Origin of the sequence: Streptomyces sp. NRRL F-5122, from assembly GCF_001507435.1 — a bacterium.
GTDB classification, from domain to species: domain Bacteria; phylum Actinomycetota; class Actinomycetes; order Streptomycetales; family Streptomycetaceae; genus Streptomyces; species Streptomyces lannensis.
Genome location: NZ_LMWH01000172.1, coordinates 26,623 through 41,429 on the forward strand (window position 1 = coordinate 26,623; position 14,807 = coordinate 41,429).

14 protein-coding genes are annotated in these 14,807 nt (G+C 70.0%); 11 read left to right on the forward strand and 3 right to left on the reverse strand.

Features of this window, described 5'->3' with window-relative positions; translation table 11 throughout:
• Positions 1-33 precede the first annotated feature (33 nt).
• The 10 genes from ADL25_RS18155 to ADL25_RS18200 all read left to right on the forward strand — a co-directional run bounded on the left by ADL25_RS18155 (position 34) and on the right by ADL25_RS18200 (position 10,166).
• Complete coding sequence (locus ADL25_RS18155) at positions 34-849, forward strand: SOS response-associated peptidase (protein ID WP_059128798.1); 816 nt, start codon at positions 34-36, stop codon at positions 847-849.
• 10 nt (positions 850-859) lie between these two features.
• Positions 860-1,486, forward strand: coding sequence for an alpha/beta family hydrolase (locus ADL25_RS18160; protein WP_059128905.1), 627 nt, complete (start codon positions 860-862; stop codon positions 1,484-1,486).
• A gap of 256 nt (positions 1,487-1,742) precedes the next feature.
• Complete coding sequence (sigR, locus tag ADL25_RS18165; RefSeq protein WP_059128799.1) at positions 1,743-2,426, forward strand: RNA polymerase sigma factor SigR; 684 nt, start codon at positions 1,743-1,745, stop codon at positions 2,424-2,426.
• The gene (gene rsrA, locus ADL25_RS18170) at positions 2,423-2,725 is read left to right on the forward strand and encodes a mycothiol system anti-sigma-R factor (RefSeq protein WP_059128800.1); all 303 of its coding nucleotides are present in this window, start codon (positions 2,423-2,425) and stop codon (positions 2,723-2,725) included. The genes sigR and rsrA overlap by 4 nt, the downstream gene beginning before the upstream one ends.
• Before the next feature lie 191 nt (positions 2,726-2,916).
• Entirely contained in the window at positions 2,917-4,302 is a 1,386-nt protein-coding gene (locus ADL25_RS18175) for an HD-GYP domain-containing protein (RefSeq protein WP_059128801.1), read from the forward strand.
• Positions 4,299-5,543: an HD-GYP domain-containing protein gene (locus ADL25_RS18180; protein WP_059128802.1), complete on the forward strand. Its 1,245-nt coding sequence runs from the start codon at positions 4,299-4,301 to the stop codon at positions 5,541-5,543. Before ADL25_RS18175 ends, ADL25_RS18180 begins: the two co-directional genes overlap by 4 nt.
• A gap of 141 nt (positions 5,544-5,684) precedes the next feature.
• Positions 5,685-6,665: a tetratricopeptide repeat protein gene (locus ADL25_RS18185; RefSeq protein WP_059128803.1), complete on the forward strand. Its 981-nt coding sequence runs from the start codon at positions 5,685-5,687 to the stop codon at positions 6,663-6,665.
• A 103-nt stretch (positions 6,666-6,768) separates the two neighbouring features.
• The gene (gene def, locus ADL25_RS18190; RefSeq protein WP_059128804.1) at positions 6,769-7,419 is read left to right on the forward strand and encodes a peptide deformylase; all 651 of its coding nucleotides are present in this window, start codon (positions 6,769-6,771) and stop codon (positions 7,417-7,419) included.
• Positions 7,420-7,689: 270 nt separating this feature from the next.
• The gene (gene cyc1 / locus ADL25_RS18195) at positions 7,690-8,775 is read left to right on the forward strand and encodes an epi-isozizaene synthase (RefSeq protein WP_107116641.1); all 1,086 of its coding nucleotides are present in this window, start codon (positions 7,690-7,692) and stop codon (positions 8,773-8,775) included.
• The gene (locus ADL25_RS18200; protein ID WP_059128806.1) at positions 8,772-10,166 is read left to right on the forward strand and encodes a cytochrome P450; all 1,395 of its coding nucleotides are present in this window, start codon (positions 8,772-8,774) and stop codon (positions 10,164-10,166) included. The genes cyc1 and ADL25_RS18200 overlap by 4 nt, the downstream gene beginning before the upstream one ends.
• A 16-nt stretch (positions 10,167-10,182) precedes the next feature.
• Here ADL25_RS18200 and ADL25_RS18205 read toward each other — a convergent pair whose 3' ends face one another.
• The gene (locus ADL25_RS18205; RefSeq protein WP_059128807.1) at positions 10,183-11,148 is read right to left on the reverse strand and encodes a helix-turn-helix domain-containing protein; all 966 of its coding nucleotides are present in this window, start codon (positions 11,146-11,148) and stop codon (positions 10,183-10,185) included.
• A 93-nt stretch (positions 11,149-11,241) separates the two neighbouring features.
• Here ADL25_RS18205 and ADL25_RS46265 point away from each other — a divergent pair, with 93 nt between their 5' ends.
• The gene (locus tag ADL25_RS46265) at positions 11,242-11,493 is read left to right on the forward strand and encodes a hypothetical protein (RefSeq protein ID WP_079050442.1); all 252 of its coding nucleotides are present in this window, start codon (positions 11,242-11,244) and stop codon (positions 11,491-11,493) included.
• Here the strand turns inward: ADL25_RS46265 and ADL25_RS18210 are convergent.
• The gene (locus tag ADL25_RS18210; protein WP_059128808.1) at positions 11,406-12,419 is read right to left on the reverse strand and encodes a ribonucleotide-diphosphate reductase subunit beta; all 1,014 of its coding nucleotides are present in this window, start codon (positions 12,417-12,419) and stop codon (positions 11,406-11,408) included. The genes ADL25_RS46265 and ADL25_RS18210 overlap by 88 nt on opposite strands.
• The gene (locus ADL25_RS18215) at positions 12,419-14,803 is read right to left on the reverse strand and encodes a ribonucleoside-diphosphate reductase subunit alpha (protein ID WP_059128809.1); all 2,385 of its coding nucleotides are present in this window, start codon (positions 14,801-14,803) and stop codon (positions 12,419-12,421) included. Before ADL25_RS18215 ends, ADL25_RS18210 begins: the two co-directional genes overlap by 1 nt.
• Between the last annotated feature and the right edge of the window lie 4 nt (positions 14,804-14,807).

Genomic DNA, 14,807 nt, shown 5'->3' on the forward strand with positions numbered 1-14,807 from the left:
TGGGCTCTCGTCGGATCTGGCAGTGTTGCACGTATGTGCGGACGGTATTCAGCGAGTCGCAGGCCCGAGGATCTCGCAGGAATCTTCGAGATCGAGAAGTGGGAGCCGGAGGAGACCCTGGCCCCCGACTTCAACGTGGCCCCGACCAAGGAGGTCTACGCGGTCCTGGACCGTCCTGTGAAGGACGCCGACGACCAGCGGCCGGTTCGCCAGCTGCGCAGGCTCAAGTGGGGTCTCGTCCCGTCCTGGGCGAAGTCGCCCGAGGGCGGCGCACGGATGATCAACGCGCGCGCCGAGACGGTGCACGAGAAGCCCTCGTACCGCCGTGCCTTCGCGACCCGACGGTGCATCCTGCCCGCCGACGGCTACTACGAATGGGTCACCGGCAAGGACGAGCGCGACCTGGAGGTGGAGGGCAGGAAGAAGAGGCCGCGCAAGCAGCCCTACTTCGTGCTGCCCGCCGACGGGTCGGTCTTCGCCATGGCCGGCCTGTACGAGTTCTGGCGGGACCGGACCCTGCCCGACGACCATCCCCAGGCCTGGTGGACGACCTGTTCGGTGATCACCACGGAGGCGGAGACGACGCCGCTGGCCGTGGCCCCGGCCGAGGGTCCCTACGCCCTGTCCGAGATCCACCCGCGCATGCCGGTGATGCTCACCCCGGACCGCTGGGACGCCTGGCTCGACCCCTCCCGCACCGACCCCGACGACCTGCGGCCCCTGCTGGATGCGCCGCCGCCCGGACTGATGCGCGCCTACCCGGTCTCCACCGCGGTCAGCAACGTGCGCAACAACGGCCCGGAGCTGATGAAGGAGCTCGCCGGTCCGGAAGAGGGCACACTCTTCTGACGTGACGGATGTGACAGAGAGCGTCGCGACCGACGCCGGTACGGCCCGCATCACCTGGTACCGGGCGACGCGGCCGCGGCTCGTGCTCGCGCTGAGCCACGGTGCCGGCGGCGGCATCGAGGCGCCCGACCTGCAGGTCCTGGCCCGGGCGCTGCCCGCACACGCCGTGAGCGTCGCCCTGGTGGAGCAGCCCTGGCGCGTCGCCGGGAAGAAGGTGGCACCGGCACCGAAGACGCTGGACGTGGGCTGGCGCGGGGTGTGGCCCGTCCTGGAGGGAACCGGGCTGCCCGTGGTCGCGGGTGGCCGCAGCGCGGGGGCCCGGGTCGCCTGCCGCACGGCGGGCGAGCTCGGCGCCGCGGCCGTGCTCGTACTGAGCTTCCCCCTGCACCCGCCCGGCAGGCCGGAGAAGTCCCGGGCCGGCGAACTGCTCGGCGCGGGCGTGCCCACCCTTGTCGTCCAGGGCGGCAACGATCCGTTCGGAAAGCCGGAGGAGTTTCCGAAGGGTGCGTACGACCTCGTCGAGGTGCCGTACGGCGATCACGGCTTCGCGGTCCCCAAGCGCGCCGGCGTCACCCGGGAAGAGGCGCTGGAGACCGTCGCCGACGCCGTGGTGAAGTGGGCCGCGTCACTCGTGTGACGCCCGGGAATGCCGGGAAGCGGACCACTGTTGTGCGGATCAGACGGCACACGAAGGTGCTGCACCGTAGGTACGAGAGGGAGTCCGCCGCATGGGTTCGACCATCTGCCCGAGCCGCCGCAGCAGCGCTGACCTGGACTGGACGGTGCTGCACTCGGCGAAGGCCACGCCTGTTCGGGCGGCGGCGGGTAAGGATGTTCGTCTATCCTCCGATTCCAGTGGGACCGGTTTCGGTCCTGCCACACTGCTGGAGGAGGTGGGTCCGGTACCTGGGACCGACGCAGGGACCGAACACGGCCAGGCGGAGCAGCCCGAGGGCCGGGGCGCGGGCGCGGAGTCGTCCGGCGAGCGCAGCGCGCGCTTCGAGCGGGACGCGCTCGAATTCCTCGATCAGATGTACTCGGCCGCGCTGCGGATGACGCGCAACCCGGCCGACGCCGAGGACCTGGTCCAGGAGACGTACGCGAAGGCGTACGCGTCCTTCCACCAGTTCCGTGAGGGAACAAACCTCAAGGCCTGGCTGTACCGGATCCTCACGAACACCTTCATCAACTCGTACCGCAAGAAGCAGCGCGAGCCCCAGCGCAGCGCGGCCGAGGAGATCGAGGACTGGCAGCTCGCCCGTGCCGAGTCGCACATGTCGACCGGTCTGCGCTCCGCGGAGTCGCAGGCGCTCGACCACCTGCCCGACTCGGACGTGAAGGAAGCGCTGCAGGCGATTCCCGAGGAATTCCGTATCGCCGTGTATCTCGCGGACGTAGAGGGCTTTGCGTACAAGGAGATCGCGGACATCATGGGGACACCCATCGGCACGGTGATGTCCCGGCTGCACCGGGGCCGCCGTCAACTGCGCGGCATGCTCGAGGACTACGCCCGAGAGCGCGGGCTCGTCCCGGCCGGCGCCGGAGAGTCGGACCAAGCGAAAGGCTCGGGCTCATGAGCTGCGGAGAGCCGCACGAGACGGACTGCAGTGAGGTCCTCGACCATCTCTACGAGTTCCTCGACAGTGAGATGCCGGACGTCGACCGCTCCAAGTTCCAGCAGCACTTCGAGGAGTGCTCGCCGTGCCTGGAGAAGTACGGGCTCGAGGAGGCCGTGAAGAAGCTGGTCAAGCGCTGCTGCGGGCACGACGACGTACCGAGCGATCTCCGGGCGAAGGTCATGGGCCGTCTCGACCTGATCCGTTCGGGGCAGACGGTGCCCGAGCACGACGCGGCCGCGACGCCACAGGAATCCTGAACGCCGGTTCGAGGATGCGCGTCAACCCTCGGTGAACCGTCACCCGAATGTGCTAATCCGCGGGTCTTCGACCCGCGGATTCCCTCAATGTGGCCCACTCGGACTGCCTCGCCTCTAGGCTCCGGAGCCTGAAAGGGGCACGACCGGGCCCGCCCGGTGCGGACGGGTGCGGGCTACGGGGGAGGTGCGTCATGGGGCCGGTTCGGCCGTGGGCACGTGTGTACGTTGGATGTGCCGTCCTCACCGCCCTGCTGTGTGCGGCTCCCGCTCTCGACCTCGCGGCACCCCCCCTGTGGGCGGTCGTCCTGCTCGCCGCGCTCTACGCCGGGAGCGAGGGGATTCCGTTGCCCCGGGTGCTCGGCCGCGCCCGGGCGGGGGAGCGCCTTGCCGGCCCCGGGGCCGGCGAGGGCAGCGGCACCTTCTTCCCCGTACTTCTGGCCGGCGCCTTTCTGCTGCCTCCCGAGGCCGCCGTGCTCGTACCGCTGCCCGGGGCACTGCTCGTCCCGGGCGCCGGACGGCCGCCGTGGCTGCGCCGCAGCTGGCGGGCGGCCCAGCTGGCCCTCGCCGTGTGGGCGGCCTCCCATGTGCATGCGGCGCTCGGCGGCCGGGAAGCGGTGGCCGGCCCCCACTTCCCGTACGCGCTCCTCACCGCCGGGGGCGCCGTACTGGCGTTCTGTCTGACGCTGACCGCGCTCGACGCCGGAATCCTGGCACTGGCCGAGGGGGTGCCGGCGCGCACCTCCTGGAGCGGACTCTTCCTGCGCTCCCTCGCACCGGTCGCCGTGCACGGGCTCGCCGGGCTGATGATGGCGGTGCTGTGGCTCAGCCCGTACGGACCGGTCGCCGCCCTGCTCGTGCTGCTGCCCATGTACGTGTCCTGCTGGGTCTTCGCCCAGTACCACCGGGAGCGGGCGGCCCACCAGGCGACGATCCGTGCGCTCGTGCAGGCGGTCGACATCAAGGACGGGTACACCCGCGGGCACAGCGAGCGGGTCGGGCAGGCCTCGATGATGATCGCGCGTGAACTCGGCATGGACGACGAGCGCGCCGAGGTGCTCCGGTTCGCCGGCATCCTGCACGACGTGGGCAAACTCGGCGTCCCCACCCGGCTGTTGCGCAAGGACGGGCCGTTGACCCCCGAGGAGCGGCGGATCATCGAGCTGCACCCCGAGTACGGCCACGAGATGGTGCGCGGGATCGGGTTCCTCGGCGAGGCGCGGTCCGCGATCCTGCACCACCACGAGCGGCTCGACGGCAGCGGCTACCCCTACGGGCTCGTGGGCACCCAGATCCCGGAGTTCGCCCGGGTCGTGGCGGTCGCCGACGCCTTCGACGCGATGACCTCGACCCGCTCCTACCGGCGTGCCCGCCCCGTCCCGGCCGCGCTGGAGGAACTCCAGCGGTGCGCGGGGGCGCAGTTCGACCCGGCGATGGTGCGGGCGCTGGTCCACGCGCTGGACCGGCACGGATGGCATCCGGCGGTGACGGCGGACGAGGAGCACGGCACCGTGCCGGCACCGGCCCCGCCCGTCGCCGGTGAACCGGCGGTGCAGCGCCGCGGCGGGGGCGGCGCGTGAGCGCGGGCCGTATCACTCTCGTCCTCGCCCGTACGGCGGCCGCGATCCTGGCCGCCGGTTCCCTCGTCCTCATCCTCTGGCGCGGCCTCGACCACCCCGCCGTCGCCCTGGCCTTCGGGATGCTCGTCACCGTGGGGGAGCTCGCCCGGTGGAGCGACGGCGGTGAGCGGGAGCCCGCTCCCCTCGGCGCGGCCGGTGCGCTCTCCTACGCGCTGCTCGGGCAGAACGCCGGGCAGCCCGACCACCACGGGGTGCAGGAGGTCGTCACCGTCGTGCTCGCGGCCACCCTGGCGGGCTGCGTCCCGCATGCCGCCCGTGGCCGCGGATCGACCGCCGACCATCTCACCCGGAGGCTGCTCACCGTCGCCTTCGCCGCCGTCTGCTTCCAACCCATCTACGAACACGGAAGGTTGCACGGCTGGGGCGGCTCCACATATGCCCTGCTCGTCGTCGCGCTGCTCGTGCTCACCACGCTGTGCGACGCCGTACTCGCCGCCGCCCTGGCGCACTCCCGGACCCGCTGGCCCTTCGGGCCGCTGCTGCGCGACGAACTGCGGGCCACGCTCGGCATCGGCTCGGCCGTCTGCGCCACCGGCGCCGTCATGTCGCTGGCGGTCGCGGTCGTGGGTCTGTGGGCGCTGCCCGTGTTCTCCCTGCCCCTGCTGCTGACCCAGCTCTCCTACCGGCGGTACGCGGCCGTGCGGACCACCTACCGGCAGACGATCACCTCGCTCGCGCGCGCCACCGAGATCGCCGGGTACACGCCCGCCGGGCACGCCCGCCGCGTCGCCGCCCTCAGCAGGGCCGTCGGCCGCGAGCTCGGGCTGTCCGGGCCGGAGCTGACCGTCCTGGAGTACGCGGCCCTCATGCACGACATCGGGCAGCTCAGCCTGGTCGATCCCGTGCCCGCCGGAGCCACCGCCTCGCTGCCCGCCGAGGAGCAGCGGCGCATCGCGCTCCTGGGCGGGGCCGTTGTCCGCCAGACCGGAGTGCACGCGGAGGTCGCGGTCGTGGTGGAACGGCAGGCGGACCCCTATCGGGAGCAACCGGTCAGCGCGAGAATCGTCCGGACGGTGAACGCCTACGAGGAGATGGCGCGGGAGGGGACCGGTCCCGGAGGACCGCTCAGCGCGCTGGAGCGACTGCGGCTCGCCTGCGCCCGCGACTACCAGCCGGAGATCGTGGAGTCACTCGCCAGGGTGTTGCAGAGGGACGGTCTGACCTTGGCCGTGACGGGGTAACCCATGGGTAATGAGCGCCCGTCCGGCGGTACGTGGTTGGATGCGAGGAGAGGGTGTTCGGGGGCACAGCTCGGCCGGTGGCCCCCGCAGACGTCAAGGAACCGGCAGGCGGGAATCGCAAGGGACTGGCAGGCGGGAATCGTGAGGATCTTCGGGAAGGGACGGCACCGGCCCTCCGCCTCCTGGCGGCAGGCCACCGACCGCGCGTTCACGCTGATCGGCGACGGCCGGTACGAGGACGCGGGAGCGTTGCTGACCCGAGCCGCCGACCTGGAGCCCTGGCTGTCGGAGTCCTGGTTCAATCTCGCCCTCCTGCACAAGTTCCGTCACGACTGGGAGCAGGCCCGCACCGCGGGGCTGCGCGCCGTGGCCCTGCTCGAGAAGGAGAGCGGGGCGCCCGACTGGTGGAACGTGGGCATCGCGGCCACCGCCCTGCAGGACTGGCCGCTGGCCCGTCGCGCCTGGCAGGCGTACGGCCTGAAGGTGCCGGGAGGTGCCGCCGTCCCCGACGAGCCCGCCGAGATGGACCTGGGCAGCGCCGCCGTGCGGCTGTCCCCGGAGGGCGAGGCCGAGGTCGTCTGGGGGCGCAGGCTGGATCCCGCGCGCATCGAGGTGCTGTCCATCCCGCTGCCGTCCTCGGGGCGCCGCTGGGGCGAGGTCGTCCTGCACGACGGCGTACCGCACGGTGAGCGCACGACGGCCGCCGGGCACACCTATCCGGTCTTCGACGAGATCGAGCTGTGGGCGCCCTCGCCGGTGCCCACCTGGGTCGTCCTGCTGGAGGCCGCGACCGAGGACGACCGGGACGCGCTGGAACAGCTCGCCGCCGACGCCGGTTTCGCCGCCGAGGACTGGTCGTCGTCCGTGCGGCTGCTGTGCCGGATGTGCTCCGAGTCACGGATGCCGGCCGACGAGGGCGACGGCGAGCATCTCGACCCGCACGACCACAGCGAGCCGGGGCACCCGGGGCCGCTCGGGCACCGTACGGACGGGCAGCTGTGGGTGCCCGAGCGCGAGTGCGGCATCGCGGCGCCCGCCTCGCTGGTGCGCGGGCTGCTCGACGGCTGGGTCGCGGACAGTCCGGACTCCCGGGACTGGCGGGACCTCGAAGAGGTCTGCTGAGGCGGACTCCGGGCCCGCGGATCACGGGGAGAGCGGCAGTGAGCGCCCCGTAGGCTTGTAGGCGCAGGATTTTTCACAGGTTGCAGGAAGGCGTACGTCGGTCATGGCGCAGCAGGACACCGATCAGCAGCACGCGGGCGTGCTCCCCGTGGACGACGAGGGCTTCGTCATCGACACAGAGGACGTGGAGGAGCGCGAGACCGCCTGGCGCGAGCGGGGCACCTCACAGCCCATCACCGTCGTCGGGAACCCGGTGCTGCACAAGGAGTGCAAGGACGTCACCGAGTTCGGCGAGGAACTCCAGCAACTGGTCGCGGACATGTTCGCCAGCCAGCGCACCGCAGAGGGAGTGGGTCTGGCCGCCAACCAGATCGGCGTCGACCTGAAGGTCTTCGTCTACGACTGCCCGGACGACGACGGAGTGCGGCACGTCGGGGTGGTCTGCAACCCGAAGCTGGTGGACCTGCCGGCGGACAGGCGCCGTCTGGACGACAGCAACGAGGGCTGCCTGTCCGTGCCGACCGCGTACGCTCCGCTCGCCCGCCCCGACTACGCGGAAGTCACCGGTCAGGACGAGAAGGGCAACCCGATCAAGGTCCGCGGCACCGGCTACTTCGCTCGCTGTTTGCAGCACGAGACGGACCATCTGTACGGGTACCTCTACATCGACCGGCTCTCCAAGCGCGAGCGCAAGGACGCCCTGCGGCAGATGGCCGAGAACGAGCCCCGCTACCCCGTGGTGGCCAACGACTGACGACTCGTGCGACGGCGCCCGGTCGGGGACCCCTCCCGACCGGGCGCCGTTCATGTGTGCGTCGCACATTCGATCCCTTGCACACCTGAACCGATCCATATTCAGTCACGAGGGGGAGATTCTCGGCACTGTGGGGTGGTGAGTGGAGCAAATCCGTTCCCAGAACGGTCAGTTGTAGTGCTCAATGGAAAGCGCGGGGATACGCAACGGCGCGCGCCCGGCACGGCGGGAGGGGCGTGCTGCCAACCGGCGGCTGAGAGGGGTTTGTTCGTGCCAGCTTTCCCACACAGCACTTCATCGACGGTGATCGTGGCCGCGGTTCCACCGGCGCTCTCCTTACCGGTGGTCGAGGCCGAGTTTCCACGTCGACTCCACCCGTATTGGCCCAGCCTGCAGGAGAAGACGCGTTCCTGGCTGCTGGAAAAGCGGCTGATGCCGGCGGACAAGGTCGAAGAGTACGCCGACGGGCTGTGCTACACCGACCTCATGGCGGGCTACTACATCGGCGCCCCCGACGAGGTCCTGCAGGCGATCGCCGACTACAGCGCGTGGTTCTTCGTCTGGGACGACCGCCACGACCGCGACATCGTCCACCGACGGCCCGCCGCCTGGCGGCGCCTGAGGCTCCAACTGCACGAGGCCCTGGACTCTCCCGGGGACCATCTGCACCACCCGGACCCGCTGGTCGCGGGGTTCGCCGACAGCATGGTGCGGCTGTACTCGTTCCTGAGCGAGAAGTGGAACGCGCGCTTCGCCCGGCACTTCCACACGGTGATCGAGGCGTACGACCGGGAGTTCCACAACCGCACCTCCGGAATCGTCCCGACGGTCGACGCGTATCTCGAACTCCGCCGGCTCACCTTCGCGCACTGGATCTGGACCGATCTGCTGGAGCCGAGCGCGCGCACGGAACTGCCGGACGCCGTACGGAAACACCTCGGATACCGGCGGGCGGCGCTGCTGAGCCAGGAATTCGCGGCCTGGTACAACGACCTGTGCTCACTCCCCAAGGAAATTGCGGGAGATGAGGTCCACAATCTCGGAATCAGTCTCATCCATCATGAGGGGTTGACGCTCGAAGAGGCCATAAAGGAAGTACGCCGGCGGGTCGAGGAATGCGTTTCGGAATTCCTTGTCGCCGAGAAGGAGGCGTTGCGATTCGCCGATTCCCTTACGGACGGTACCGTGCGCGGCCGGGAATTGAGCGTCGCTGTGAAGGCGATCGTCGCGAATATGCGGAACTGGTTCAGCACCGTGTACTGGTTCCATCACGAGTCCGGCCGGTACATGGTCGACAGCTGGGACGACCGCTCGACACCCCCGTACGTCAACAACGAAGCGGTAGGTGAGAAATGACCCTGGAATCGTCCCCCGACCTCTCGGCCGCGCCCGAGAAGGGGGCACCTTCGAGGTCGGCTGAGCCTCGCGTCCCGCCGGTCGCGGCGGGCGGTGTGCCCGGCCTCGGTCATGGGTGGAAGCTGGCCCGCGACCCGCTGGGCTTCCTGTCCGGGCTGCGGGACGACGGGGAGGTCGTTCGGCTGAAGCTCGGGCCGAAGACGGTGTACGCCATCACCAGCCCGGCCCTCACCGGCGCCCTCGCCCTCAGCACCGACTTCAAGATCGGCGGTCCGCTGTGGGAGTCGCTCGAGAGCCTGCTCGGCAAGCAGGGGGTGGCCACCACCAACGGGCCGCTGCACCAGCGTCAGCGGCGGGCGATCCAGCCCGCCTTCCGGCTCGACGCCATCCCCGCCTACGGGCCGATCATGGCGCAGGAGGCGCACGACCTCGTGGAGCGCTGGCGGTCCGGCGCGACCGTCGACGTGATGGAGGAGTCGTTCCGGGTGGCCGTCCGGGTCGCCGCCCGCTGCCTCATGCGCGGCAGCTACATGGACGAGCGGTCCGAGCGGATATGCGCGGCGCTCGCCACGCTGTTCAGCGGCATGTACCAGCGCATGGTGATACCGCTCGGACCGCTGTATCGACTGCCGATCCCGGCCAACCGCGAATTCAACCGTGCATTGGCCGATTTGCATCTCCTGGTCGACGAGATCATCGCCGCCCGCCGCGCATCCAGTCAAAAGCCGGACGATTTGCTGTCGGCTTTGCTGAAGGCGAAGGACGAGAATGGCGAGCCCATTGGGGAGCAGGAGATCCATGATCAGGTCGTCGCCATAGTCACGGCCGGCAGCGAAACGGTCGGCTCCATGGTCATGTCGCTGCTCCAGGTCCTCGCGGATCATCCGGAGCAGACGGACAAGATCCACGAAGAGGTGAAAACGGTCGTGGGTGAGCGGCCGGTCTCTTTCGGTGATGTCCGAAAGCTGCCGCACACCGCGAATGTCATCGTCGAGACAATGCGTTTGCGTCCCGCCGTATGGATATTGACGCGGCGGGCGGTGACCGACACCGTGCTCGGCGAGTATCGCATTCCGGCCGGGGCCGACGTCGTCTACAGCCCGTACGCCATACAGCGCGACCCCCGGTCGTACGCGGAGCACAACGAGTTCGACCCCGATCGCTGGCTTCCGGAACGGGCCAAGGACGTTCCCAAGTACGCGATGACCCCGTTCGGGGTGGGCAACCGGAAGTGCCCGGGCGATCACTTCTCGATGGCCGAGCTCACGCTGATCACGGCGGCCATCGCGTTCGCCTACCGCTTCGAGCAGGCACCCGGGTCCGACGACAGGCCTCGCATCGGCATCACGCTGCGCCCGCGCAGGCTGTTGCTGAAGGCCCTGCCGAGGTGACCCCGCCGACGCACGTTCAGGCGGCCTGCGGGCCCCTGAACGTGCGCCGGTAGGCGTTCGGCGTGGTGCCGAGGGCGCGGACGAACTGATGGCGCAGTGCCGCCGCGGTGCCGAAGCCGGCGCGGTCGGCGATCGTGTCCATCGTCTCGTCGGTCCCCTCCAGCAACTCCTGTGCCAGCAGCACTCGTTGGCGCAGAATCCAGCGGTACGGGGTGGTTCCGGTCTCCTGGTGGAAGCGGCGGGCGAAGGTCCGCGGTGACATATGGGCGCGAACGGCCAACTGCTCCACGGTCACCTCCTTGTCGAGGTTGCGTCCCATCCACGCCAGCACCCCGCCGACCGTGTCGCACTGCGACCGGGGCAGCGGCCTCTCGATGTACTGGGCCTGGCCGCCGTCGCGGTGCGGCGGGACCACCATGCGCCGGGCGATCTTGTTGGCGACCTCGGGACCCTGCTCCTTGCGCACGATGTGCAGACAGGCGTCGATCCCGGCGGCCGTACCGGCGGAGGTGATCACCGGGTCCTCGTCGACATAGAGGACGTCCGGTTCGATGATCGCCCGCGGAAAACGCACGGCCAACTCCCGGGCCTGCCGCCAGTGCACGCTGCACCGCCGCCCGTCCAGCAGCCCCGCGGCGCCCAGCGCGAAAACCCCCGAGCACACGCTCAGCACGCGTGCGCCCCGCTCGACCGCCCGGACGAGGGAGTCGAGCAACCGGGGCGGATAGTCGCGCGTGACGTACTCGCTGCCGGCCGGCACCGCGATCAGATCGGCCTCCTCCAGCCGGTCGAGTCCGTACGGCGTCGAGACCGTGAGACCGCCCACGTGGGTGCCGAGCGACGGGCCCTCCGCCGAGACCACGGCGAAGTCGTACACCGGGAGCCCCTCGTCGCTGCGGTCGATGCCGAACACCTCGCACACGACGCCCAGTTCGAAGGGGTGCACGCCGTCGAGCAGGACGGCGGCCACGTTCTTCAGCATGCGACCAGTGTGCCTCGTAAGTGGCAGCAATTCGAGGGTGTACGGCAGGCCTGCCACTGACGGTAAGCACCGTTCGGCGGGACAGTGTTGTACATGAACACGAACCAGACGGAAGAACTGATCGGCATGGTCGTCGTCCTCGCAGCGCTGGTCCTCCTGGTCCTCCCCTCACTGATCGGCGCCGCGCACGACCGGCGCGTCGACCGGCAGATCAGGGAGGCCCAGGAGGCCGGGGAGCGACAGGAGAGGGAGCGGACTCAGAAGTCCTCGTCGAGGTCGACGGTGCCCTCGACCGCCACCTGGTACGCAGAGGGACGCCGCTCGAAGAAGTTGGTCAGCTCCTGAATCCCCTGGAGCTCCATGAAGGAGAAGGGGTTCTCGGAGCCGTACACGGGGGCGAAGCCGAGGCGTGTGAGGCGCTGATCGGCGACACACTCCAGGTACTGCCGCATCGAGTCGGTGTTCATGCCGGGGAGGCCGTCACCGCACAGGTCGCGCGCGAACTGCAGCTCGGCCTCGACGGCCTCCCTCAGCATGTCGGTGACCTGCTGCTCGAGCTCGCCGTCGAAAAGGTCCGGCTCCTCCTTGCGGACGGTGTCCACGACGTCGAAGGCGAAGGACATGTGCATCGTCTCGTCCCGGAACACCCAGTTGGTGCCCGTGGCCAGGCCGTGCAGCAGGCCGCGGCTGCGGAACCAGTAGACGTAGGCGAAGGCGCCGTAGAAGAACAGCCCCTCGATGCACGCGGCGAAGCAGATCAGGTTGAGCAGGAAGCGCCGGCGGTCCGCCTTGGTCTCCAGCCGGTCGATCTGCTCGACCGAGTCCATCCACTTGAAGCAGAACCCGGCCTTCTCGCGGATGGAGGGGATGTTCTCCACCGCCGCGAACGCCGCAGTCCGGTCCTCCGGATCGGGCAGGTAGGTGTCCAGCAGCGTCAGATAGAACTGGACGTGCACCGCCTCCTCGAAGAGCTGCCTGCTCAGATACAGGCGTGCCTCGGGGGAGTTGATGTGCTTGTAGAGCGTCAGCACCAGGTTGTTCGCCACGATCGAGTCGCCCGTGGCGAAGAAGGCGACCAGACGGCCGATCAGGTGCTGCTCGCCCGGCGTGAGCTTGGCGAGGTCGGCGACGTCCGAGTGGAGGTCGACCTCCTCCACGGTCCAGGTGTTCTTGATGGCGTCGCGGTACCGCTCGTAGAAGTCGGGGTAGCGCATCGGGCGCAGAGTCAGCTCGAAGCCGGGATCGAGCAGGTTCTGGGATCGGGTCGGCATTACTGGCAGGCCTCGCAGGACTCGGGGTTTTCGAGGGAGCAGGCGACGGCGTCGAGGTCGGCGACCTGCTGGACGGGGATGGTCGGGCGCGCCTGGGCGGCGCGGGCGATACGGGTCGCGGGACGCGAGCGCAGGTAGTACGTCGTCTTCAGGCCCTGCTTCCACGCGTACGCGTACATCGAGGAGAGCTTGCCGATGGTCGGCGTCTCCATGAAGAGGTTCAGGGACTGGGCCTGGTCGAGGAACGGGGTCCGGGCGGCGGCCATGTCGATCAGGCCGCGCTGCGGGATCTCCCACGCCGTGCGGTACAGCCCGCGCACGTCCTCGGGGATCCAGGCGAAGTCCTGTACCGAGCCGTTGGAGTCGCGCAGGGCCTCACGGGTGCGGGCGTCCCAGACGCCCAGCTCCTTGAGGTCCCTCACCAGGTACGAGTTGACCTGAAGGAACTCGCCGGACAGCGTCTCGCGCTTGAAGAGGTTGGAGACCTGCGGCTCGATGCACTCGTACACGCCCGCGATGGAGGCGATGGTGGCGGTCGGCGCGACCGCCAGAAGCAGGGAGTTGCGCATGCCGACGGCGGCGATGCGCTCCCGCAGGGCCGCCCAGCGCTCCGGCCAGGTCGGCTCGACGCCGAAGTGGTCGGGGTGCAGCACGCCACGGGCGGTGCGGGTCTTCTCCCACGCGGGCAGCGGGCCGTTGCGCTCGGCGAGATCGGCGGAGGCCTCGTAGGCGGCGAGCATGATGCGCTCGGCGATCCGGGTGGAGAGGGTCTTGGCCTCCGGGGAGTCGAAGGGCAGGCGCAGCTGGAAGAAGACGTCCTGCAGACCCATGACACCGAGGCCGACGGGGCGCCACTTGGCGTTGGAGCGGCCGGCCTGCTCGGTCGGGTAGAAGTTGATGTCGACGACCCGGTCGAGGAAGGTGACGGCGGTGCGGACGGTGGCGTCCAGCCGCTCCCAGTCCAGATCGCCGTTCGCCCGGTCGACGAAGGCGCCGAGGTTGACGGAGCCCAGGTTGCAGACCGCCGTCTCCCCGTCGTCCGTGACCTCCAGGATCTCCGTGCAGAGGTTGGAGGAGTGGATGACGTGGCCCGGCTCGGCCGTCTGGTTGGCGGTGCGGTTGGCGGCGTCCTTGAAGGTCATCCAGCCGTTGCCGGTCTGCGCGAGGGTGCGCATCATGCGGCCGTACAGGTCCCGCGCGGGCATGGTCTTCTTCGCCAGGCCGGCGGCCTCGGCCCTGCGGTAGGCGGCGTCGAACTCCGTGCCCCACAGGTCCACCAGCTCCGGCACGTCCGACGGGGAGAACAGCGACCACTGCCCGTCGGCGTCGACCCGGCGCATGAACTCGTCCGGGACCCAGTGCGCGAGGTTGAGGTTGTGCGTGCGACGGGCGTCCTCGCCGGTGTTGTCGCGCAGCTCCAGGAACTCCTCGATGTCGGAGTGCCAGGTCTCCAGGTAGACGGCGGCTGCGCCCTTGCGACGGCCACCCTGGTTCACGGCGGCGACGGAGGCGTCGAGGGTCTTCAGGAACGGGACGATGCCGTTGGAGTGCCCGTTGGTGCCCCGGATGAGGGAGCCGCGGGAGCGGATGCGCGAGTACGACAGACCGATGCCGCCGGCGTGCTTCGACAGACGGGCGACCTGGTGGTAGCGGTCGTAGAGGGAGTCCAGCTCGTCCTTCGGCGAGTCGAGGAGGTAGCAGGACGACATCTGCGGGTGCCGCGTACCGGAGTTGAAGAGCGTGGGGGAGGAGGGCAGGTAGTCGAGGCGGCTCATGAGCCCGTAGAGCGCGGCGACCTCGTCCACCGAGCGGGTCGTGGCGTCCTCGGCGAGACCGGAGGCGACACGGAGCATGAAGTGCTGGGGGGTCTCGACGACCTTGCGGGTGATCGGGTGCCGCAGGAGGTAGCGGCTGTGCAGGGTGCGCAGGCCGAAGTAGCCGAAGCGGTCGTCGGCGCCCTGGTCGACGAGGGCGTCGAGGCGTTCGGCGTGCAGCAGCACGAACTCGGCGGTGCGGTCGGCGACGAGCCCCTCCCGGTGCCCCACCGCGATGGACTCGGTGAAGGACGTGACGCCCTGGGACGCGGCCTCGGCACGGATGCCGATCGTCAGCAGCCGGGCGGCCAGCCTGGAGTATGCGGGATCCTCGGAGATCAGGCCGGCGGCCGCCTCCGTGGCCAACTCGCGCAGCTCCGCGACGATCTCGGCGTCCTTGCGGGCGGACCGGCCGCGCAGCGCGGCGGCGGCCACCCGTCCGGGGTCGGCGTCGGGGAGGTCGGCGGTCAGCTCGGTCAGGGTCCGCAGCAGCGCGGCACCGGGACCGTCGGTCACCACCGGGGGTGTGGACGGTGTCGCTGAAGCCGGATCGGCTGGCGCGATGGTCACGTGG

Coding starts and splice junctions, on each gene's coding strand:
- ADL25_RS18155 (WP_059128798.1), top strand. CDS start 34: ATGTGCGGACGGTATTCAGCGAGTCGCAGGCCCGAGGATCTCGCAGGA.
- rsrA (WP_059128800.1), top strand. CDS start 2,423: ATGAGCTGCGGAGAGCCGCACGAGACGGACTGCAGTGAGGTCCTCGAC.
- ADL25_RS18175 (WP_059128801.1), top strand. CDS start 2,917: ATGGGGCCGGTTCGGCCGTGGGCACGTGTGTACGTTGGATGTGCCGTC.
- def (WP_059128804.1), top strand. CDS start 6,769: ATGGCGCAGCAGGACACCGATCAGCAGCACGCGGGCGTGCTCCCCGTG.
- ADL25_RS18200 (WP_059128806.1), top strand. CDS start 8,772: ATGACCCTGGAATCGTCCCCCGACCTCTCGGCCGCGCCCGAGAAGGGG.
- ADL25_RS18205 (WP_059128807.1), bottom strand. CDS start 11,148: ATGCTGAAGAACGTGGCCGCCGTCCTGCTCGACGGCGTGCACCCCTTC.
- ADL25_RS46265 (WP_079050442.1), top strand. CDS start 11,242: ATGAACACGAACCAGACGGAAGAACTGATCGGCATGGTCGTCGTCCTC.
- ADL25_RS18210 (WP_059128808.1), bottom strand. CDS start 12,419: ATGCCGACCCGATCCCAGAACCTGCTCGATCCCGGCTTCGAGCTGACT.